General features: G+C 67.3%; 23 protein-coding genes and 1 pseudogene. 18 read left to right on the top strand and 6 right to left on the bottom strand.

Translation table 11 applies throughout. The features are described 5' to 3' along the window. Positions 1–44 precede the first annotated feature (44 nt). The 4 genes from mvk to idsA3 all read left to right on the top strand — a co-directional run bounded on the left by mvk (position 45) and on the right by idsA3 (position 4,361). Positions 45–1,028 carry a mevalonate kinase gene (gene mvk / locus ABEJ63_RS04510; RefSeq protein WP_375795160.1) on the top strand — a complete coding sequence of 328 codons (984 nt, stop codon included), beginning with the start codon at positions 45–47 and terminating at the stop codon, positions 1,026–1,028. Continuing rightward, positions 1,021–1,758 (top strand): isopentenyl phosphate kinase, encoded by a 738-nt coding sequence (locus tag ABEJ63_RS04505; RefSeq protein ID WP_375795159.1) that lies wholly within the window; start codon positions 1,021–1,023, stop codon positions 1,756–1,758. The genes mvk and ABEJ63_RS04505 overlap by 8 nt, the downstream gene beginning before the upstream one ends. 216 nt (positions 1,759–1,974) lie before the next feature. Next, complete coding sequence (locus ABEJ63_RS04500) at positions 1,975–3,327, top strand: RNase J family beta-CASP ribonuclease (protein ID WP_375795158.1); 1,353 nt, start codon at positions 1,975–1,977, stop codon at positions 3,325–3,327. Continuing rightward, on the top strand, positions 3,324–4,361 hold the full coding sequence (gene idsA3, locus ABEJ63_RS04495) for a geranylfarnesyl diphosphate synthase (protein ID WP_375795157.1): 1,038 nt from the start codon (positions 3,324–3,326) through the stop codon (positions 4,359–4,361). Before ABEJ63_RS04500 ends, idsA3 begins: the two co-directional genes overlap by 4 nt. Here idsA3 and ABEJ63_RS04490 read toward each other — a convergent pair whose 3' ends face one another. Next, positions 4,362–4,757: a hypothetical protein gene (locus ABEJ63_RS04490; RefSeq protein ID WP_375795156.1), complete on the bottom strand. Its 396-nt coding sequence runs from the start codon at positions 4,755–4,757 to the stop codon at positions 4,362–4,364. A 104-nt stretch (positions 4,758–4,861) separates the two neighbouring features. Here ABEJ63_RS04490 and ABEJ63_RS04485 point away from each other — a divergent pair, with 104 nt between their 5' ends. Continuing rightward, complete coding sequence (locus tag ABEJ63_RS04485; protein ID WP_375795155.1) at positions 4,862–6,571, top strand: glutamate--tRNA ligase; 1,710 nt, start codon at positions 4,862–4,864, stop codon at positions 6,569–6,571. A 99-nt stretch (positions 6,572–6,670) separates the two neighbouring features. Continuing rightward, positions 6,671–7,000, top strand: a complete 330-nt coding sequence (locus ABEJ63_RS04480) for a ferredoxin family protein (protein WP_375795154.1) — start codon at positions 6,671–6,673, stop codon at positions 6,998–7,000. Here the strand turns inward: ABEJ63_RS04480 and tmcA are convergent. After that, on the bottom strand, positions 6,997–9,288 hold the full coding sequence (gene tmcA, locus ABEJ63_RS04475; protein WP_375795153.1) for a tRNA(Met) cytidine acetyltransferase TmcA: 2,292 nt from the start codon (positions 9,286–9,288) through the stop codon (positions 6,997–6,999). The genes ABEJ63_RS04480 and tmcA overlap by 4 nt on opposite strands. Before the next feature lie 77 nt (positions 9,289–9,365). On the opposite strand from tmcA, the gene ABEJ63_RS04470 reads away from it, so the two are divergent. The 5 genes from ABEJ63_RS04470 (at position 9,366) to ndk (ending at position 12,029) form a co-directional block, all read left to right on the top strand. Beyond that, entirely contained in the window at positions 9,366–10,388 is a 1,023-nt protein-coding gene (locus ABEJ63_RS04470) for an NADP-dependent oxidoreductase (RefSeq protein ID WP_375795152.1), read from the top strand. Between the two features lie 193 nt (positions 10,389–10,581). Continuing rightward, positions 10,582–10,944, top strand: coding sequence for a 50S ribosomal protein L7Ae (gene rpl7ae, locus ABEJ63_RS04465; RefSeq protein ID WP_375795151.1), 363 nt, complete (start codon positions 10,582–10,584; stop codon positions 10,942–10,944). A 4-nt stretch (positions 10,945–10,948) separates the two neighbouring features. After that, a complete protein-coding gene (locus tag ABEJ63_RS04460; RefSeq protein WP_375795150.1) occupies positions 10,949–11,173 on the top strand; it encodes a 30S ribosomal protein S28e in 225 nt (74 codons plus the stop codon). Then, positions 11,173–11,568, top strand: coding sequence for a 50S ribosomal protein L24e (locus ABEJ63_RS04455; RefSeq protein ID WP_375795149.1), 396 nt, complete (start codon positions 11,173–11,175; stop codon positions 11,566–11,568). Before ABEJ63_RS04460 ends, ABEJ63_RS04455 begins: the two co-directional genes overlap by 1 nt. Continuing rightward, the gene (gene ndk, locus ABEJ63_RS04450) at positions 11,565–12,029 is read left to right on the top strand and encodes a nucleoside-diphosphate kinase (protein WP_375795148.1); all 465 of its coding nucleotides are present in this window, start codon (positions 11,565–11,567) and stop codon (positions 12,027–12,029) included. The genes ABEJ63_RS04455 and ndk overlap by 4 nt, the downstream gene beginning before the upstream one ends. A gap of 1 nt (position 12,030) precedes the next feature. Here ndk and ABEJ63_RS04445 read toward each other — a convergent pair. Together ABEJ63_RS04445 and ABEJ63_RS04440 are read right to left on the bottom strand one after the other, a co-directional pair. Continuing rightward, a pseudogene (locus ABEJ63_RS04445) lies at positions 12,031–12,333 on the bottom strand (alpha/beta hydrolase family protein); the annotation flags it as partial. 78 nt (positions 12,334–12,411) lie between these two features. After that, positions 12,412–12,588: a hypothetical protein gene (locus ABEJ63_RS04440; protein WP_375795147.1), complete on the bottom strand. Its 177-nt coding sequence runs from the start codon at positions 12,586–12,588 to the stop codon at positions 12,412–12,414. A gap of 80 nt (positions 12,589–12,668) precedes the next feature. Between ABEJ63_RS04440 and yqeC the strand changes: the two genes are divergently transcribed. Then, positions 12,669–13,415, top strand: a complete 747-nt coding sequence (gene yqeC, locus ABEJ63_RS04435; RefSeq protein ID WP_375795146.1) for a selenium cofactor biosynthesis protein YqeC — start codon at positions 12,669–12,671, stop codon at positions 13,413–13,415. Here the strand turns inward: yqeC and ABEJ63_RS04430 are convergent. Further along, a complete protein-coding gene (locus tag ABEJ63_RS04430) occupies positions 13,391–14,011 on the bottom strand; it encodes a molybdenum cofactor guanylyltransferase (protein WP_375795145.1) in 621 nt (206 codons plus the stop codon). The two genes, yqeC and ABEJ63_RS04430, sit on opposite strands and share 25 nt — an antisense overlap. 103 nt (positions 14,012–14,114) lie before the next feature. Here ABEJ63_RS04430 and ABEJ63_RS04425 point away from each other — a divergent pair, with 103 nt between their 5' ends. The 6 genes from ABEJ63_RS04425 to ABEJ63_RS04400 all read left to right on the top strand — a co-directional run bounded on the left by ABEJ63_RS04425 (position 14,115) and on the right by ABEJ63_RS04400 (position 17,853). Beyond that, entirely contained in the window at positions 14,115–15,815 is a 1,701-nt protein-coding gene (locus tag ABEJ63_RS04425) for an aldehyde ferredoxin oxidoreductase family protein (RefSeq protein ID WP_375795144.1), read from the top strand. Continuing rightward, entirely contained in the window at positions 15,812–16,645 is an 834-nt protein-coding gene (locus ABEJ63_RS04420) for a hypothetical protein (protein ID WP_375795143.1), read from the top strand. The genes ABEJ63_RS04425 and ABEJ63_RS04420 overlap by 4 nt, the downstream gene beginning before the upstream one ends. Before the next feature lie 40 nt (positions 16,646–16,685). After that, the gene (locus tag ABEJ63_RS04415) at positions 16,686–16,862 is read left to right on the top strand and encodes a hypothetical protein (RefSeq protein WP_375795142.1); all 177 of its coding nucleotides are present in this window, start codon (positions 16,686–16,688) and stop codon (positions 16,860–16,862) included. Between the two features lie 56 nt (positions 16,863–16,918). After that, on the top strand, positions 16,919–17,185 hold the full coding sequence (locus tag ABEJ63_RS04410; RefSeq protein WP_375795141.1) for a hypothetical protein: 267 nt from the start codon (positions 16,919–16,921) through the stop codon (positions 17,183–17,185). Between the two features lie 139 nt (positions 17,186–17,324). Continuing rightward, positions 17,325–17,669, top strand: coding sequence for a hypothetical protein (locus ABEJ63_RS04405; protein WP_375795140.1), 345 nt, complete (start codon positions 17,325–17,327; stop codon positions 17,667–17,669). Positions 17,670–17,712: 43 nt separating this feature from the next. Then, on the top strand, positions 17,713–17,853 hold the full coding sequence (locus ABEJ63_RS04400; protein ID WP_375795139.1) for a hypothetical protein: 141 nt from the start codon (positions 17,713–17,715) through the stop codon (positions 17,851–17,853). Here ABEJ63_RS04400 and ABEJ63_RS04395 read toward each other — a convergent pair whose 3' ends face one another. Continuing rightward, positions 17,854–19,080, bottom strand: coding sequence for a hypothetical protein (locus tag ABEJ63_RS04395; protein ID WP_375795138.1), 1,227 nt, complete (start codon positions 19,078–19,080; stop codon positions 17,854–17,856). Positions 19,081–19,139: the final 59 nt, after the last annotated feature.

Raw genomic sequence — 19,139 nt, 5'->3', positions numbered from 1 at the left:
CTGGACAGGACAGGCTTAAGCGGCGAGCGGGTTCACGGCCCGGTATGGAAACCTCGAGCGCCCCGGGTAAGGTGTATCTCTTCGGGGAGCACGCTGTCGTCTACGGGGAGCCGGCGGTGCCGTGTGCAATACAGCGGCGCGCGACGGTCAGCGTCGAGGAGCGAGCAGACGAGCGCATCCGCGTTGAGGCCGACGACCTCTCGCTGGATGGATTCACCGTCACCTACGGCGAAGATCCCGACGAAGCGGACGTCGACGTGCCGGGCGCACTGGTTGAAGCCGCTACCGGCTATGTCGACGGTGCCGTCGAGCAGGCGCGCGAGGCCGGCGGCGCACCAGACGCCGGCTTCAATGTCGAAATCAGCTCCGAGATACCGCTGGGAGCCGGGCTCGGTTCCTCGGCAGCGGTCGTGGTGGCGGGCATCGATGCGGCCACCCGCGAGCTTGGCGTCGAACTTTCGGCCGAGGAGCTGGCGGAGCGGGCATACCGAGTCGAACACGATGTCCAGGAGGGTCAGGCATCGCGGGCGGACACATTCTGCTCGGCCGTCGGTGGAGCCGTCCGCGTCGAGGGTGACGACTGCCGGCGGGTCCGGGACGTTCCCGAACTCCCGTTTGTGGTCGGCTACGACGGCGGCGCCGGCGACACGGGCGAACTCGTCGCAGGCGTCCGGGCACGGCGCGACCGCTACGGATTCGCTGCTGATACGGTCTCGGCCATCGGCGACCTCGTCAGACAGGGTACTCGTGCGCTCCGGGATGAAGATATCGCACAAGTGGGAGAGCTGATGGACTTCAACCATGGGCTGCTATCGGCGCTAGGAGTCTCCTCGCGCTCGCTGGAGGCGATGGTGTGGGCTGCACGAGACGCGGGTGCCACGGGCGCGAAGCTGACAGGTGCAGGCGGCGGTGGCTGTATCGTCGCGCTTGACGAGACGACGAGTACTCGCCACGCATTGGAGTACACGCCCGGCTGCGAGGCGGCATTCCGCGCAGAGCTTGATCCGGAGGGCGTCCGGCGTGTCTGAGCCGGTCGTGCTCAAACTGGGGGGGAGCGTGGTCACGGAGAAATCTACCCCCGAGACTATCGCCCACGACCAGCTTGAGACGTTGGCGGCCGATGTCGCGGCCTTCGACGGCTCGCTCGTTGTCATCCACGGTGGCGGCAGCTTCGGTCACCACCACGCCAGCGCCCACGGCGTCTCCCGTACCGAGGGGACCCGCGACGCTGCGGCCGTCCGGGCTGTCACGGGTGCGATGCGTGAACTAAACGATGCTGTCGTGGGGGCGCTCGCGGCCGCAGGGACGCCGGCCGTGCCAGTCCACCCGTTCTCGGTAGCGAGCCGTGACGACGAGGGGACGCTCTCGCTGCCAACGGGCGCAGTCGCCGGGATGCTCACAGCCGGATTCGTCCCTGTCCTCCACGGTGATCTTGTCGTCCATGCAGGCGAGGGGGCGACGGTGCTCTCGGGGGACGAACTCGTCACTGAATTGGCCAGGCGGCTGGATGCTGCTCGGGTCGGCGTCTGCTCGGGTGTTCCGGGCGTGCTTGACGAGGCGGGCGACGTCGTCGAGCGAATTGATTCTTACGAGGAAGTGGCGGCTGCACTGGGCGGAAGCGACGCCACGGACGTGACGGGCGGGATGGCGTCGAAAGTGCGGGAACTGTTGGCGCTGTCGGCGCCAGCGTACGTCTTCGACGCGGATGGTGTGGGGCCGTTCCTCGCAGGGGAGTCACCGGGGACGCGCATCAACTGAGGCGCTCGACCCACGACGTTTTTAAGTCTGGCCGCGAAAGCGACAGCCAACCGAGACGCGGTCGCCCCGCCGGGGCGGCCGGCAATGCGGCCGCGCGTGCTGGGTGGCTATCTGGCCTGCCGGGCGACGACGGCCGCGCCGCGACTGTCGCGACGGGCGGCAGTCGCCGGTATTCGCCGGTCTCTCGCGTGGGTGACCTCTCCTCGGAGCACAACCATGGAAATTGACATCGCAACTATCGGCGGTTACGAGGAGGTCGGCCGGCAGATGACTGCCGTCCGCGCCGGCGACGACGTCGTCATCTTCGACATGGGTCTGAACCTGTCGAAGGTCCTCATCCACGACAATGTGGAAACGGAACGGATGCATAGCCTGGATCTCATCGATATGGGGGCCATCCCGGACGACCGGGTTATGAGCGACATCGAGGGAGACGTGCAAGCAATCGTGCCGACTCACGGCCACCTCGACCATATCGGTGCCATCTCGAAGCTCGCACACCGGTACGACGCGCCAGTTGTTGCCACCCCATATACCATCGAACTGGTGAAACAACAGATCGAGGGCGAACAGAAGTTCGGCGTCGAGAATGACCTGGTGAAGATGGAGGCAGGCGCACAGATGCAGATTGGTGACTCCGGCCAGGTGCAACTGGAGTTCGTTAACGTCACTCACTCCATCATCGACGCTATCAACCCAGTCATCCACACCCCGGAGGGCGCCATCGTATACGGGCTCGACAAGCGGATGGACCACACGCCAGTTATCGGCGACCCAATCGACATGAAGCGATTCCGCGAGATTGGCCGCGAGGGCGCGGGTGTGCTCGCGTACATCGAGGACTGTACGAATGCCGGCCGGAAGGGTCGGACGCCCTCTGAGTCGGTGGCGCGGCGCCACCTGAAGGACGTGATGACGTCCATGGAGGACTACGACGGCGGCATTGTCGCGACGACGTTCTCGAGTCACATTGCGCGGGTCACTTCACTGGTTGAGTTCGCCCGTGATATCGGCCGCCAGCCCGTCTTGCTCGGCCGGTCGATGGAGAAGTACTCGGGGACGGCAGAGCGGCTTGGATTCGTCGACTTCCCGGGCGACGTGGGCATGTATGGACACCGCAAGTCTGTTGATCGGACGTTCAAGCGGATTATGAACGAGGGGAAAGAGAACTATCTGCCCATCGTCACCGGCCACCAGGGAGAGCCACGCGCGATGCTCACCCGAATGGGCCGCGGCGAGACTCCATACGAACTTTCGGAAGGTGACAAAGTCATCTTCTCGGCACGAGTCATCCCGGAGCCGACCAACGAGGGCCAACGCTACCAGTCAGAGAAGCTGCTCGGCATGCAGGGCGCCCGCATCTACGACGACATCCACGTCTCGGGCCACCTCCGCGAGGAGGGTCACTACCAGATGCTGGATGCCCTTGAGCCGCAGAACGTCATCCCGGCCCACCAAGACATGAAAGGGTTTGCGCCGTACGTCGACCTCGCAGCGGACAAGGGGTACCAGCTCGGCCGTGACCTCCACGTCACCCGCAACGGTAACGTCATCAACCTCGTCGAATGAGCACGGAGGAGCGCGTCCGCGCCGCACTTGAGGAACGCCGGGCGGTGGTCAACGAGGCCATCCGCGATCAGCTCCCGGTCAAGCGGCCAGAGCGGCTCTACGAGGCTTCCCGCTACCTGCTGGACGCGGGCGGCAAGCGGCTCCGGCCGACCCTCTTGTTACTCGTTGCGGAGGCGCTCACCGATACCCACCCGCGTGACGAGTCATACCGCTCGTTCCCCGACCTCGGCGAGGAGCCGGTCGATGTGATGAGTGCAGCCGTCTCCATCGAGGTCATCCAGTCGTTCACGCTCATCCATGACGATATCATGGACGACGACGATCTCCGGCGAGGCGTCCCCGCGGTCCACCGCGAGTACGACGTCGAGACGGCTATTCTCGCGGGGGACACGCTCTACTCAAAGGCCTTCGAGTGTATGCTCGCGACGGACGCCCCGCCCGAGCGGGAGGTCCGCGCGCTTGAAGAACTCGCCACCACTTGCACAGAGATCTGCGAGGGCCAAGCCTTCGACGTCGACTTCGAGCGGCGACGAGACGTGACGACCGACGAGTACCTAGAGATGGTGGAGCTGAAGACCGCGGTACTGTATGCCGCGGCCGCCGCCATCCCCGCCATCCTGCTGGGGGCCGACGAGGCGACCGTCGACGCGCTCCACGGCTACGGCATCGATATTGGCCGCGCCTTCCAGATTCAAGACGACGTGCTCGACCTGACGACCCCGTCCGAGACGCTTGGCAAGCAGCGCGGCTCAGACCTCATTGAAGGGAAACAGACTGTCGTGACGCTTCACGCTCGCGACCACGGCGTCGATGTCGATGGGCTTGTTGCCACGGACGATCCCGGGGCCGTAACGGAGGCGACCATCGAGGACGCGGTCGCCAAACTTGAGGCGGCTGGCTCAATCGACTACGCCCGCGACTTGGCTGACGAGCTGGTCGCCTCGGGGAAGGCCCGGCTCGAACGGCTCCCCGACAACGAGGCACGCGCGCTGTTGTGTGACATCGCCGACTACCTCGTTGAGCGGGAGTATTAGTCATTCCATCGCAAGCTGGGTGAACTCAATGTCGTTGGCTTGCATGTACTCGCGGAACTCCGCGACCATCGGCGGGAGCGCGCCGAGCACGCCTCGGTCGAAGGAGACGACGACGACTTCGTCCTCGATAAACCCGGTGAAAAGTATCATCTCGCCGGCCACTTTAATGAGCTGGGTCACCTTGCCGGCGTTGAGGGCGGCCTCGTATCCCTCCTTTGCAACCAACTCTAACAGCTCTTTGTCGACGGCGTCAGCCTTCTCGTCGCTCCACTCGAGATCGTCGCGGGCGTAGAGGATGGACTGCTCGCGGCTGTCAGGGTCCGCGCGGATGAAGAACCGCAGCTTTTCGCCCGCGTGCTTTGAGACGATGTCGGACATGTTGTCTGCATAGCCCATGTCGGGTCACCCGTCAGGACAAACAAAATGCTGGTGGGCCTGGCGGCTTCGGGGCCCCGGCTGAATCAGGAGCCTTTTCGCCGCGCCGCGCCCACTCCCCAGTAATGGACGACGACCTCCGCGAGCGGGTCGAACGCGAGGCCGAGCGGGCCGCGCTGTTCAACGCGCTCAAGCACGATAGCGACGCGCAGGTAGGCGCCATCATAGGGCCGCTGATGGGCGACAACCCTGACTTCCGGCCCTATGGAGATGAGATACCGGGTGTTGTCGCGCCGGTGATTGAGCGAGTGAACGAGCTCTCGACGGACGCGAAACGCGAGCGGCTGGCCGAACTCGACCCCGACGCTCTGGCGGAGCTCGATGCCGACGACGAGACGGACGGCCACGACCTGCCGGAACTGCCGAACGTTGAGGACGGCGTAGTGATGCGAGCGGCTCCTAACCCCAACGGGCCGTGGCATATCGGCCACGCGCGGATGCCCGCGGTCATCGGCACCTACGCGGAGCGGTACGATGGCTCCTTCATTGTCCGGTTCGACGACACGGATCCGGAGACCAAGCGGCCCGACCTCGACGCCTACGACGCCATCCTCGAGGACGTCGCCTACCTCGGCTTCGAGCCGGACGAGGTCATCCGGGCTAGTGACCGGGTTGAGACGTATTACGAGTACGCCCGCGAACTTATTGATCGCGGGGGCGCATACACCTGTACCTGTCCGGCCGAGGAGTTCTCGGAGCTGAAGAACGCCGGTGAGGCATGCCCACATCGAGAGAAGGAGACCGACGTCGTCGCAGAGGAATTTGAGGCGATGGTAGACGGCGAGTACGACGCCGGCGATATCGTCCTCAGGGTGCGGACGAATATCGATCATAAGAACCCCGCCCTCCGTGATTTCGTGGCGTTCCGGATGGTTGACACGCCACACCCCCGCGAGGTCGCGGCTGACTACCGCTGCTGGCCGATGTTGGACTTCCAGTCGGGCGTCGACGACCACCTCACCGGCGTCACCCACATTATCCGTGGTATCGATTTGCAGGACTCCGCGAAAAAACAGCGGTTCGTCTACGACTACTTCGGCTGGGAGTACCCCGAGGTGATTCACTGGGGCCACGTCAACGTCGACGCCTACGACGTAGCGCTGTCAACCTCTACGCTGAAGCAGAAGGTCGCAGCCGGTGAGTACGACGGCTGGGACGACCCGCGCGCCCCCACCCTGAAGTCGCTACGCCGCCGTGGCATCCGAGGCGAGGCCGTCGTGAACGCGATGGTTGAGCTCGGTACCTCCACCTCCGACGTCGACCTGCCGATGTCGAACATCTATGCGCACAATCGTGAGCTTGTCGACGACGAGACAGACCGCGCGTTCGCCGTTCGCGAGGGCGTCCGGTTCGAGCGGACCGGCGGCCCCGACGTGGCGCATCCTCCCCTTCACCCCGACTACCCTGATCGTGGCGAGCGAGAGATTCCTGTCGGCGAGGCCGTCTTCCTTGAGCCTGCGGATGTCCCGGACCCCGGCGAGCGGGTGTGGCTCAAGGGATACGGCCCATTTGGTCGCGAAGGCGACCGACTCGTTTATACCGACGAGTCGATTGAGGTGGTCCGCGAGAAGGGCGTTCCAGTCGTCCACTGGGCGCCCGTTGAGGCCAGCGTCTCTCTCCGACTCCGGACGATGGACGGCGACGTGGCCTGTTTCGCAGAGCCGGGCGTCCACGAGTATGAGCCCGACGCGCTGCTTCAGTTCGAGCGGGTCGGTTTTGCCCGCGTTGACGAGCACGCCGACCGCGAGACGGTGTGTTACTTCGCACACCCCTGACGAGGCGACGACGGACGTTGCCGGTGTTGCCTCGGCTGAGTAGCGCGAGTGTCCTCGCGTTCGGAACCATATTTACGTTCTCGGGCCGGACTAGCTGGCATGGCAATCGACCCGCAGTTCGAGGAATCGCGCGAGGTGGTCGAGGAGCACGACGGCCACCGGGTGTGGGGGCCGGTCAACGAACCGGAGGAGCTCGGGATCCACGGCACTCACGTGGCTGTCGACTTCGATATCTGTCTTGAGGATGGCGCCTGTTTGGAGGACTGTCCTGTCGACGTGTTTGAGTGGGTCGACACGCCGGGACACCCGGAGTCGGAGCGGAAGGCAGACCCCGCCAACGAGTCGCAGTGCATCGACTGCATGCTCTGTGTCGATGTCTGTCCGGTCGACGCAATCGATGTCGACCCAGCTCGGGAGAACCGCCTTTAGTCGAACCGATCGGCCTCTATCCGCGCGACTGACGTCCCATACTCCTCGACGAGTGTCCGCATGGCGTCCGTGAAGGCGAGCGCACACTCTCGCTTGGAAACGAAGCCGAACTCGTCGGCGACGACGGACCACGGCTGCGCTTGGAGCGCCTTCCGGACGAGCAGGTGTGCGTCCCGTCCTTCGAGTGTTCCGTCAACAATTCCCCGGAGCGCGAGCCGCCTGAACGGTCGCGGAGAGAAGTCGTAATGACCTGGCCCGTAAGCAGCCGCCGCGACAACCCGCCACTCTCTGTCGGTCAGGTCTAGGTCGACAGTGCCCGACGTGGCCCGCAGCGCCGCTGCAACGACGCCTGGGTCGCAGTCGTTTAGCCCGTCGGTGAGCACGGCGCCAATACGCCGGCGGAACCAGTCGCCGTTTCGGTCAAGCAGCGCCTGTCCCTCATCGGTGAATGGGCGCACCAGCAGCGCGGAGTACTCGCCGGAGCTATCGTTGCGAGTCGTAGAGAGATGGACTGTCTGATAGCCGGCTTGGGTCCAGAACGACAGTAGGGGTGGCGTTGCGCCGAAGCCAACTCCGAGATAGTCGAACGGGCCATCTGCCCGGCGGTGACGGCGCTCCAATGGGTCTGGATGGGCGTCGTCGCCAACCGCCAGTGGTCGGTCGTCCTTGGGGCCGAATTCGCTGGCGACGGCCGACAGCAGTTGGGTGCCGAGCCCCCGCGACCGGACCGCCTCGTGGACCGCAATCCGGACGACCCGGAGTCCGCGGGGAGCAGCCGCTTCCAAATCCCGGAGCTGTGATGTGAGCACGTCCGGCAGCATGTTGCCGCGGACGTATTCGCCTTCATACATGCGCTCGCGTCGCTCGGCCGACAAGTCGCCCTCCCACGCGAGCAGCGCGACGCCGACGACGTGGCCCTCGTGGCAGAGCCCGCGCACGGTGACGTTCGGCGCATCTAGCAATCGTGCGAGGTCGTCAGGTTCCGTCCGGTAATGTGCGGTTACAAGCAGGCCGAACGCCTCCCGAAGCAGGTGCTCGTCCGTTAGGAGTCGGTCTGGTGGGAACCTGACGTACCGGGCCGTCTCTGCCGTTGCATCCGCCACGAGCTGTTCGGTCGGCGGGCTGGCGTCGAACAAAAGCGTGCGAAACGCCCACACCTCAACGGGATCACCGCCGGCGTATCGGATTGGCTCATCCAGCTGGACCTCCGTCACGGTTCGGTCGCTTGCTTCCAGGCGGTCACGGAAGCGCACGTCGAAGCCGCGGCCGGCTCCTTCATAGCCGTGGGCTGTCGTCGCGAACGCCACGGGCGTCTCTCCACCAGCAAACGCCTCTAGCAGCCGGACGGGAATGCCTGCAGCCTCGTCGACGATGATGACGTCCGCCGCCAGCTCAACGGCAGCCGGCGGCTTTGCGAACCGGATACGGCCGCCGTCCGCCGCGGTAACTGGGTGATTGCTAGGCCGCTGGGAGAACGCCCCGAGTGTACGCAGCGTCGCGGCTCCGCGGTCGAACACCTCCGTGGCATTGCGGTAAGTGGGTGCTGTAACGAGCACGTCCCGCCCCTCGGCGGCGAGCGCACCGGCTGCCAGCCCTGCCGCGGCCGACTTCCCACGCCCCCGATCAGCCTCTACGACGACAGCCGCGCCCGACTCGGTGAGCCTCTCCAGCGCGTGGACTGCCTCCATCTGGTCGCGGGTGCGGCAGGCCTCGTAGACGGCTGCTGGGAACGCGCCGTCGGGTACTGCCGGGGCGGGGGTCGGTCGGCGTGGAGCCGGGTCTGTCAGGCCGTCCGACTCCCACGTCTTGGCGTCGGCGTCGCGGACGGCGACACCGCGGTGGGCCTGGACCAGCCGGATGAGTCGTCGGCGAAATCGCCCCGTCACATCCTCGATGCCGAAGGGCGGAACCGCCAGCCGCTCGTCGAAGGCGTCACGACGGTCCGGCCACTCCTTGAGCGGTGGCGCCAGCATGAGCAGGAGGCCGCCGCCATCCACGGCGCCGACGGCTCGCCCCAGCGCGTTTGGACGGCACTCATCGTGGCAGTCAACGACCACGGCGTCGCGGGTACGTCCGAGCAGTTCACCTGAACGAGATAGGGGCAGGTGCTCGCCGGGACCGATGTCTGCCTCCGTGAGGTAGGTAGTCTCGCTGCCGTCGATATTGGCGGTCGCCAGCGCTCGGCGCGCGACCCGATAGCAGCGCTCGCGGGCGCCGTGGACCACAAGTGCGCGCCGCTCGTTGGTCGTGCGCGCCTCAGCAGCGAGCGCGCGCGCCGTCTCCTCCATGTCAGAGCGAAACCCCGGGCGAGAAAGCCCCTTTCGGTCGTCAAAACCGCCAAGTGGCCCCCCTTGGAACGGGGGGTATGGAAACACGACAGTGGGTCCTTGACTCGCGACCAACCGGCGAACCGACGGCCGACAACTTCCGGCTTGAGACGACCGAACTCGGGGACCCGGACCGGGGTGAGGTGCTCATCCGCACACTCTACCAGTCTGTAGACCCGTACATGCGCGGGCGGATGCGCGACGCTGAGAGTTATGCCGACCCTTGGCAGGTGGGCGATCCGATGCGGGCCGGCGTTGTTGCCGAGGTTGTTGAGTCGCGCCACCCCGAGTTTGAGCAGGGCGACGTGGTCCAAGGCGAGAGTCTCTATTGGGCGGAACATGCCGTTGTTGACGGCGACGACCTACGGGGTGTGAACCCTGACCTCGCGCCGGTGTCAACGGCGCTCGGCGTGCTTGGGATGCCTGGCGTTACCGGCTATTGGGGGCTGCTCGATGTCGGCAATCCCAGCCCCGGCGACACAGTGGTGGTGAGTGCGGCTGCCGGCGCGGTCGGCAGCGTTGTCGGCCAGGTGGCCCGCATTGGTGGCTGTGAAGTAGTTGGTATCGCCGGTGCCGATGAAAAGACGGCATGGCTCACAGAGGAGCTAGGGTTCGACGCCGCCATCAACTACAAAACGGAAGACGTAGCCGCACGGCTCGGTGAATTGACCGACGGGATTGATGTCTACTATGACAATGTCGGCGGCCCGGTGACGGACGCTGTGTGGGACCATCTGAACGTGCGCTGTCGCGTCGTTGTCTGCGGCCAGATTGCTCAGTACAACGCGACAGAGGTGCCCACGGGGCCTCGAAAGCTGGCGAAACTCATCGAGACGCGTGGACGCGTTGAGGGCGTGCTCGTGCGTGACTACGGCCCTGAGCAGTGGGGGGAGGCGCTCCGACAACTCGGCGCATGGATACATGAGGGGAAACTTGACTATCGCGAGAATGTCGTCGACGGGTTCGAGAACGCCCCAGACGCGTTCCTTGGGCTGTTTGAGGGCGTCAACGTGGGCAAGCAGCTCGTGAAGGTGGCCGACCCCGAGTACGCGGCGCTGTGAGCGTGCCAGCCGGCCGCACGGCCGGCCGCGTTCAAACACGCTTTTATACGGTCGTTTAGTAGAACTGGTACAGCCGGCGCGCGGTTGTGACACCCCTAGCCAAGGATTAACGCGGTACGGGCAACTGTGCTGCAGACCCACTCGGGTCGGAGGCGGGGGGGAGCGAGCCAGCGCGCCGGAGGTGACCACACACATGCCAGTTTACGTAGACTACGATGTGCCCGCAGATCTCGAAGACGATGCCATCGAGGCGCTCGAGGTTGCCCGGGACACCGGTTCGGTAAAGAAGGGAACGAACGAGACGACCAAGGCCGTCGAGCGTGGTAACGCGCTGCTCGTCTTCGTCGCCGAGGATGTTGAGCCCGAAGAGGTCGTGATGCACCTCCCAGAGCTCGCGGACGAGAAGGATGTCCCGTACATTTTCGTCGAGACACAGGATGAGATCGGCCGCGCGGCCGGCCTATCGGTCGGCTCCGCCGCCGCCGCCATCACGGACGCCGGCGAGGCCGTCACTGACGTCGAGGATATCACCTCGAAGATCGAGGAGCTCCGATAGACCGATGTCCGCCGAAGAGGAAGCGAACGACGCCACGCCCGCTGAGGTCATCGAGGTCGTCGGTAAGACTGGGATGCACGGCGAGGCGATGCAGGTGAAGTGCCGCATCAAAGAGGGCGAGAACCAGGGGCGCATCATCACGCGGAACTGTCTCGGCCCCGTCCGGGTCGGTGACATCATCCAACTGCGCGAGACCGCCCGCGAGGCGGACGCTATCGGTGGTCAGTAATGCCTCGAACACGTGAATGTGACTTCTGTGGCACGGACATCGAGCCCGGAACGGGCACGATGCTCGTGTTGAACGACGGCACGACACACCACTTCTGCTCCGCGAAGTGCGAGAAGAACACGGATCTCGGCCGCGAGCCCCGCGACGTCGAGTGGACCGAGGCCGGCCAGCGGGCCGGCGACCGCCGGGCGGCCGCACAGGCCGAGGCGGACGCCGAGCGCGCCGAAGCGGAGGCTGAAGAAGCCGAGGCAGAGGCTGAAGAAGCCGAGGCAGAGGCTGAAGCCAACGTGGAAGCCGAAGCGGAAGCCGACGAGACCGAAGCGGAAGCCGAAACGGAGGCAACCGACGCTGATGCCGAGGAGTCGGACGAGGATGAGGACGAGGTTGAGCAATGAGCCACGATGAGCGCACGTTCGTGATGGTGAAGCCGGACGGCGTCCAGCGCGGGCTCATCGGCGAGATTGTCTCCCGGTTCGAGCAGCGCGGGCTCAAGCTGGTTGGCGCGAAGTTCATGCAAATCGACGAGGAACTGGCCCACGAGCACTACGGCGAGCACGAGGGGAAGCCGTTCTTCGAAGGGCTCGTCGAATTCATTACCTCCGGGCCCGTCTTCGCGATGGTCTGGGAGGGCGCCGACGCCACCCGGCAGGTACGCAAGATGATGGGCGAGACCGACCCCGCCGAGTCACCCCCCGGCACAATCCGGGGTGACCTTGGGCTGGACCTTGGCCACAACGTGATCCACGGCTCCGACCACGAGGACCCCGGCGCCAACGAGCGGGAGATCGAGCTGTTCTTCGACGACGAGGAGCTGGTCGACTGGGAGCTCGACGCCGCAGATTGGGTCTACGAGTAGCTTAATCCTCGTTCTCGACCGTCGGGTCGTGTCGCTCGAACCAGTCGAGCAGCGTCTCCAGCCGATGAATCGCGCGGTCGGGATCGCCGACGTTGTGGTTTTCCTCCTGGTAGACGACGAGCTTCGCGGGCACGTCCTGTTTCTTAACGCTAAGATAGAGCTGTTCGGCCTGCGTAGGGGGACAGCGCCAGTCTTGCTCGCCCGCGGTGATGAGCATCGGCGTCGTCACCTGGTCGACGCGCGTGATAGAGGAGATGTCGCGGTACGTCTCTTGGTTCTCCCACGGCAGTCCGAACTCGTCCTCGTCGTCGGCGGGTCCGACGGTCAGCGCGACGTCCCGCTCGCGGGCCGCGAGCACGCCCAGTCGGTCGCCCTCGGGCCCTCAGACGGGGGAACTCGCGTCGGAGGCCCGCGTCAGCCGGGTCGGCGCGCGGGAGCCGTCCGTCGGGACGACGAAGACGGAGCTGTGCCGCTGCTCCTCGCGCTCGCCGTCGGGCGACAGCGCCACGTCCGTGACGCCGGTGTACTCGTAGATGGCCTCCGGGGTCAGTGTCGTCATACGTCCGCGTGGGCCAGCCGCCACTAATGTCTCCCGGGTCCCGGCGTAACCGTCTTGCTCGACGGGCCCGCGGGGCCGACATGGACCTGACGGACGCGCTCGCGGCCGACGGTATCGTCTGTGCGGTCGGCGCGGGCGGCAAGAAGACGGCGATGGCGGCGCTGGCGGCCGCGAGCGACCGCGCGACGGTCACCGCGACGGTGCGCATCCCGAAGGCGTTCGCCGAGCGGCCGGAGATCCACCGGCTGGTCGAGACGCCCGACCCTGCGGGGGTCGTCGGCACCAACGACGCGTGGCCGTTGGAGGTGGTCCCCGGCCCGGCCGACGAGTCGCGCCACGCCGGCTACGAGAACGACGTGGTGGCGGGACTGCGGGAGCCGGCGCCGGGGCCCGTCCTTGTCAAGGCCGACGGCGCGCGGATGCGCCAGTTCAAAGCGCCGAGCGACCGGGAGCCGCAGATACCCGCGAACGCCGACACGGTGCTCGCCATCGCCAGCGCCCGCGCGGTGGGCGAGCCGCTCGACGAGGAGGTCGTCCACCGGCCGGAGCGGGTCGCCGCAGTCACCGACCGGGCGGTCGGCGAAGAGTTACGGCCAGTTGACGTGGCGACGGTGCTGGCGAGCGACCGCGGCGGGATGAAGCGAGTCCCCGACGGCGCGACCGCCGTCGCGGTGGTGAACATGGTCGACGACGAGCGGCTGGCGGCAGTAGGTCGGGAGGTGGCCGAGGCTACGCTCGCTCGCTCGGACCGGGTGGACCGCGTCGTGCTCACGCGGCTCGACGAGTCGCGCGTCGTCGACGTCTATGACTCCAGCCGGTCAGCGTAGGCGTCGAATGCCGCGCGGGTGTCGAGACTCTCGAAGGAGTCCAGCGAGCCGCGGGCACGCAGCTCTTCGCGCTCGACGACGACCCAGTCGAGATGCTCCAGCGGGGCGATTATCTTCCGCTCGCCGGCCGCCAGCGCCCGCTCGCAGGCGTCGGCCATTGCGCTCGCGTGGTAGACGGCGTGGGTCGTTGCGTACCACTCATCAGGCCGCGGGACGGCCGCGTCGTGGCCCGCCGCCCGCTCGAAGCAGAGTTCGACCAGCGCCGGGTCGACCAGCGGCATGTCGCAGGCAGCAACGAACGCGTACTTGGCGTCGGTCGCGGCGACTCCCCGGCAGGCCGTCCGAATGCCGGCCATCGGCCCCTCGTCGGGCTCCGGGTCCTCGGCGTAGTTGACGGGCAGCGAGAGGCCGGCGAGCGCCCGTTCGATTGCCGCCCGCTGGTCGGGGCGACAGTTGATGACGAGCGTCTCCGTCACCGCGGCGAGTCGCTCTGCGACCCGGCGTATCATCGGGACCCCGGCGAGTTCGGCGACGGCCTTGTCGGCGTCGCCGAACCGCGTCGACCGCCCCCCCGCGACGATGGCTCCAGCGCGCACGCCCGCACTCACCGTTCGTTCGACATATGGCTGTCGCCCCCTGCGAGTGGTGTCACCGGACTATCGGAAACGCTTATAGCCCGGTTTCCCCTTCCTCGGACGAATGCGCTCCGCACCCGACCGCGCCCTCCGGGTCGACCTCACCGACCGGTCGGTGACGAGCGAGCCGGTGCCGGAGGAGTGGCTGCGCCGCTACCTCGGCGGGAAGGGGCTCGGCGCCCGCTACCTGCACGAGGAACTCGAGGCCGGCGCCGACCCGCTCGGCCCGGAGAACCTGCTGTGTTTCGCGCTGGGGCCAGTGTCGGGCCTGCTCCCCGGCGAGACCCGCTATGCCGCGGTGACCAAGTCGCCGCTCACGGGCACGTTCCTCGACTCGTACGCGGGTGGGGAGTTTCCCGAGACGCTCGTCGGCGCGCTCGGCGACCACCTGCTGTTGCTCGTGGAAGGGGCCGCCGAGGAGCCGGTCCGCATCGTACTCGCGGACGGGGACGCCCGAATCGAACCAGCGGAGACGTGGGGCGCGGACGCCGCAGAGACGTGTCGCGCCCACGACGGCGCCGTGGCGTGTATCGGGCCGGCCGGCGAGGCGGGTGTCTCGTACGCCACCATCGCGTCGGGGCCGAACGCCGACCACCACGCCGGCCGCGGCGGCGCCGGCACCGTGATGGGCGCCAAGCGGCTGAAGGCCGTCATCGCCCACGGCGCGCCGCCCGACGACTTGGCGGAACTGCGGGCGGAGTACGAGCGCCGCTACGCGGAGGACGCCACCGGCCGGTGGCTCGCGGTCAGCGACACGCTGGAAACGGTCGACTTCGCCGACGAGGCGGGCGTGCTCTCGAGCCGGGGCTGGTCGGACCGCGGCTTCGACGGCACCGACGAGGTGGGCATCGAGGCGGCCAGGGCCGCCGCTCACGGCCGCGAGCGTGCTGACGCCCCCGTCGAGGGCGGGTTCCGCGTCGCGACAGAAGCGGGCGAGACGGTCCCCCGGGGCGCGACGGCGATGACGCTCGGGGCCGGCCTCGGCATCGACGACTTCGACGCTGTCGCCGAACTCGGCGAGGTGTGCAATCGGCTCGGGATGGACCTTATCTCCGCGGGCAACGCCGTCGCGTGGGCCGCCCGCGCCAGCGAGGCGGGGCTGCTCGCGGAGTCGTATGCCTTCGGCGACCCGGAAGGGGCCCGCGCCCTGCTGGAGGATATCGCCGCCCGCCGGGCGCCGCTGGGGGACGCGCTCGCCGACGGCGTCGCTGTCGCGGCACGCGAACTCGGGGGCGAGGGGCTGGTGCCGACGGTGAAGGGGATGGAACTGCCGGCCTACGACCCCCGCGGCGCCGCGAGCATGGCGCTCGCGTACGCCACCTCCGACCGCGGCGGCTGTCACCGGCGGGCCCGCCCCGTCGAGCGGGAGCCGTTCGAGGGACCGTTCACCCCGGCGGAGGCGGCCGCGGCCGTCGTCGACGCGCAGGATACCCGCTCCGTCCGGTGGAGTCTCGTTTCCGATGACTTCGCCGGCGAGACGTTGCGGGACGACGGCGCCGAGTGGCTGGCGGCCGTCGGCGCCCCCCACGACGACCTGGCGACGACCGGCGAGCGGGTGTGGAACCTCGTCCGGCTCTTCAACGTCCGCGAGGGGTTTGCCCGGGCGGACGACCGGCTGCCGGACCCCATCGACGCCGACAGCCTCGACGCCGACTTCGACGCACTGCTGGACGCCTACTACGACGCCCGCGGCTGGGACGCCGACGGCGTCCCGACCGAGGAGACGCTTGCGCGGCTCGACATCGCACATCTCGACACCGCATGACCGACAGCATCGATCTCGACGAACTGGAGGGACAGGACGACGACGAGCCGGCGGTCAACCCCGGCGACTGGCTCTGGAAGGAGGACGGCGACGCCGACCCCGAGGAGACGCCCGACGCCGACGGCGGCCTCACGGGCGAGGACCTCGGCGACCGGACGCCGCGGGTCCCGAAAGAGACCGACGGCAAACCCGTCGGCATCCCCGCCAAGCAGGGCGGGGCCGGCTCCGGCGTCGCGTCCGGCGTCCCGGAGGGAGGCGGGATGCCCGACGACGACGGCCCGGACGCGATGCCGGGCGCGCCCGAGGGGGAACCCTCGGAGACGCCCGGCGCGCCAGACGCGGGCGGCGGCGCGTCGCTCGCTGACGTGGCTGCGGGCCCCGACGGGTCGACGCCCGGCGTTCCCGGGGATGCCGACGTCTCGGGACCGGTCGGCTCCGGGAGCGCTGGCAGCGGCCCGCACGGCGGCGACGCCGACGAGATGACGCTCGCGTTTACCTACCGTGCGGCCCGCGCGCTGGCGGACCCGCAGGCGGCCTGCCGGGACGCCGCCCGGTGGACGGACTGGCTTGGCATCGTTGGCGATGTCCCCTCGCACGCACTCAACAAGTTCCAGCGGCGCCACGCCATCGATTTGGACTTCTTCAACGGGTCTGGCACCCGGCCGACCGAGCGGCTCGCGCAGGTGGACGCCTCCTCGATGTTCTACGCGAAACGGCTAGTACTGGTCGGTCTGGCCGACGAGGCGGGGATGGAACCAGACGGCTGGGAGTTCCGGCCGCTGTCGGAGGCAGCCGAGAAGGCCGACTGGGACTACGATCCCCCCGAGTGACGGGGAAGGTTTAAGAGTCGGGGCTAACCACCTCACAGGTATGGCAGGCGTACTCAATACCGTGTACATCATCGTGGCCACGCTGGTGGCAGTCCTCGGCGTGCTGTTCGTGGCCAGCACAGACACGACGGAGTCAAGCCCCCGGTGGCTGGAGGTGGGCGCGGTGGCGACCGTCCTTGTCTTCCTGCTCGCGATGGGCGCCCAGTTGCTCGCCTGACGGGACGGCACAGTTTTATTACGGACCATCACACTACGGGAGACGAGGAGATTCCAATGAGCCTCCGAACCGCACTCCAGAACTCTCGCGTGCTCACGTTCGCTATCACCGCGGCCGTCCTGTGGCTGCTGTTGACGACACTGCAGGTCGCCGCGTCGTTCGACTGGCTCTCCGCCAGCGCGAGCGACTTCGTCGGACAGAACGCGCTGGGCGGCATCCTCGGCGTGCTCGTGATGCTCGTGCTCGTGGGGGCGCTGTTCACGCTGTACAGCGAACTGAGCGAGTCCGAGCCGGCACCCCAGTCCTGGCCGCCCTCCGAATGACGTACTACAGCTGTGAGGAGTGCGGCACGATGGTCGACCTGAACGCCCTCGAGGGTGAGATGCGCCGGGAGCACTGCCCCAGTTGCGAGGAGACGACCGTCTGGACGCCGGAGTTCGAGGCCGATGAGGGGGTGTCGCTGTGAGCCTCCGGTTCACCGTCAGCGACCGGCTCTACGAGGCCGCCGAGGAGTGGGCCGACGCCCGCTTCGAGGAGATCGACGACGCGCTCGCGACGAAGGTTGAGCAGTCGCTCCTTGAGATCGAACACCTCGTCTCCGGGGGCCACGAGGTGGCGTTTGAGATCGAGGGCCGCGACATCGTCTTCGACCCCTCGGATGAGACGGCCGGGTTCCTCGAGACGCAGGCCGACCGAGCGGGCATCGACGCCGAGACGGTGCTGAAGCTCCACGTCGACCTCTACGCGAACACGTTCCTCAAGGAGGCAAAAGATCAGGAGCGGCCGCCAGGCACCCCGAAGGAGTAGCCCCGGAACAATTAACTCCTCTCGCGTTAACGGAAGAGTTAGTATGTCACACCAGGACAGCGGTTGGAAACCGAAGGGCGTCACGAACAGCTTCGACGGCTACGACGTCTGGGACCACGGCGTCCACGCCAACGAGGTCAACGAGGCCGAGGTTGATGGCGACCTGAACCTGCTCGAGGAGTAGCTACCCCGACCCCGGGAACGCCCGCTCGTCGCGGGGCGGCACGTAGAAGTTCGCCCGCGAGCGGACCGTGATGAACTCGAGGATTCCGTTGTTTGTCCGGTCTGTTATCTGACTGCTCTCATCGCGTAACCACCAACCGTTCATCGCATCCCGCACTCGTTCGAAGTCCTGTAGTTCTCGCTGGAAGGAGAGGAATTCCGTACCGGCATGCCCACCGTCCGCAGAGTCGAAATCCCGGCGGAGCAGCCGCGGTTCGCCGTTCTCGTCTCGGGCGCGGGCAGCCTTCTCGAAGTGACCGACGACTCCCTCCTCAGCCGCGTGCTCTTCAACCTTATCGGAGAAGGGCAGCGATGGGTCCATGTCTATCTCTGAAGGCTCAAAGTCAGGGCCGAACAGCTGTGCTACCTGCTCGCTGGCCGGACGCTCCCACCATGAATCAAGCGAGAGCTGCAGTTGCGAGAGATGCATCGTCGTCCCGCCGGCCCACGGGCCGTCCCGGATGGTGACCCGCTCCTCAGTTGCCTGCGTTTCGCGGCGGCCCGTGCCGAAGCCGCTGAAGTTGGGGGCGCTCTCGGGCAGCGAGTCTGGAACGCCCTCGGCGTCGGCGTGTGCCGCGGGCAGCCCCTCGCCGAGAAAACCGGTACGACGCTCTGCGACCCGGAATACATCGCCCAGCCGGTCGTTGACGGGGTCGCCGCCGAGGTCGGTCCGCGACCGGAACATCGCGCTGTCGACGGCCGCTAGGTGCGAGGGGATGTCGCTCGCGAGTACGAGCGCGGCGTCGAACGCGAGCAGGTCCGGTGTGTCGACTCGCGAGAGCACCTTCGGGTGGCGGATCGGCGAGGCCTCCAACGCGTCCAGCCGCTCGAAGTAACCGCTGCCCCACGCCAGCGCGTGGAGCAGTCCGGAAGGCCGGTAGTCGTAGGCGGCCTCAAGCGTCCGCATCGCCCGCTCGACGGTCGCAGCGCTCTCCTTGGAGATGTCGGCCTCGAGTTCGAGCAGAAGGATTCGGTAGTGACGCGGCGGAACGTGGTTGCCGTGCGCGTCGGTGTGGAGCCGGTCGTTCCAAGCGTGCTGACTAGTCGGGAGTTCGGCGGCCAGCGGGTTGGGCGGCAGGTCCGCCGTCGGTGCCTCCGCACGCTGGGCGAGCAGGCGCGAACAGCCGGAGAGTCCGGCCGCGCCCGACAGCGCGGCGAGGTGGCGCAGCAGGCCGCGTCGGGATGCCATCGGTTGTCCGAGGGAGGCGTCGGCCGCACAAAAGGGTTGCTCGCGGGGGGCGCAAGTGT

This window comes from Halosegnis sp. (assembly GCF_042216475.1).
Lineage (GTDB): Archaea > Halobacteriota > Halobacteria > Halobacteriales > Haloarculaceae > Halosegnis.
This window is presented reverse-complemented; position numbering and strand designations above follow the sequence as displayed.

What these genes read in the sequence shown, in the direction of transcription:
- ABEJ63_RS04415 (WP_375795142.1), top strand. Translation starts at nt 16,686, where the DNA reads ATGGCAGGCGTACTCAATACCGTGTACATCATCGTGGCCACGCTGGTG.
- ABEJ63_RS04485 (WP_375795155.1), top strand. Translation starts at nt 4,862, where the DNA reads ATGGACGACGACCTCCGCGAGCGGGTCGAACGCGAGGCCGAGCGGGCC.
- ABEJ63_RS04490 (WP_375795156.1), bottom strand. Translation starts at nt 4,757, where the DNA reads ATGGGCTATGCAGACAACATGTCCGACATCGTCTCAAAGCACGCGGGC.
- ABEJ63_RS04460 (WP_375795150.1), top strand. Translation starts at nt 10,949, where the DNA reads ATGTCCGCCGAAGAGGAAGCGAACGACGCCACGCCCGCTGAGGTCATC.
- ABEJ63_RS04480 (WP_375795154.1), top strand. Translation starts at nt 6,671, where the DNA reads ATGGCAATCGACCCGCAGTTCGAGGAATCGCGCGAGGTGGTCGAGGAG.
- ABEJ63_RS04455 (WP_375795149.1), top strand. Translation starts at nt 11,173, where the DNA reads ATGCCTCGAACACGTGAATGTGACTTCTGTGGCACGGACATCGAGCCC.
- ABEJ63_RS04400 (WP_375795139.1), top strand. Translation starts at nt 17,713, where the DNA reads ATGTCACACCAGGACAGCGGTTGGAAACCGAAGGGCGTCACGAACAGC.
- ABEJ63_RS04500 (WP_375795158.1), top strand. Translation starts at nt 1,975, where the DNA reads ATGGAAATTGACATCGCAACTATCGGCGGTTACGAGGAGGTCGGCCGG.
- ABEJ63_RS04420 (WP_375795143.1), top strand. Translation starts at nt 15,812, where the DNA reads ATGACCGACAGCATCGATCTCGACGAACTGGAGGGACAGGACGACGAC.
- tmcA (WP_375795153.1), bottom strand. Translation starts at nt 9,288, where the DNA reads ATGGAGGAGACGGCGCGCGCGCTCGCTGCTGAGGCGCGCACGACCAAC.
- rpl7ae (WP_375795151.1), top strand. Translation starts at nt 10,582, where the DNA reads ATGCCAGTTTACGTAGACTACGATGTGCCCGCAGATCTCGAAGACGAT.
- ndk (WP_375795148.1), top strand. Translation starts at nt 11,565, where the DNA reads ATGAGCCACGATGAGCGCACGTTCGTGATGGTGAAGCCGGACGGCGTC.
- yqeC (WP_375795146.1), top strand. Translation starts at nt 12,669, where the DNA reads ATGGACCTGACGGACGCGCTCGCGGCCGACGGTATCGTCTGTGCGGTC.
- ABEJ63_RS04440 (WP_375795147.1), bottom strand. Translation starts at nt 12,588, where the DNA reads ATGACGACACTGACCCCGGAGGCCATCTACGAGTACACCGGCGTCACG.
- ABEJ63_RS04470 (WP_375795152.1), top strand. Translation starts at nt 9,366, where the DNA reads ATGGAAACACGACAGTGGGTCCTTGACTCGCGACCAACCGGCGAACCG.
- ABEJ63_RS04410 (WP_375795141.1), top strand. Translation starts at nt 16,919, where the DNA reads ATGAGCCTCCGAACCGCACTCCAGAACTCTCGCGTGCTCACGTTCGCT.
- idsA3 (WP_375795157.1), top strand. Translation starts at nt 3,324, where the DNA reads ATGAGCACGGAGGAGCGCGTCCGCGCCGCACTTGAGGAACGCCGGGCG.
- ABEJ63_RS04395 (WP_375795138.1), bottom strand. Translation starts at nt 19,080, where the DNA reads ATGGCATCCCGACGCGGCCTGCTGCGCCACCTCGCCGCGCTGTCGGGC.
- ABEJ63_RS04425 (WP_375795144.1), top strand. Translation starts at nt 14,115, where the DNA reads ATGCGCTCCGCACCCGACCGCGCCCTCCGGGTCGACCTCACCGACCGG.
- mvk (WP_375795160.1), top strand. Translation starts at nt 45, where the DNA reads ATGGAAACCTCGAGCGCCCCGGGTAAGGTGTATCTCTTCGGGGAGCAC.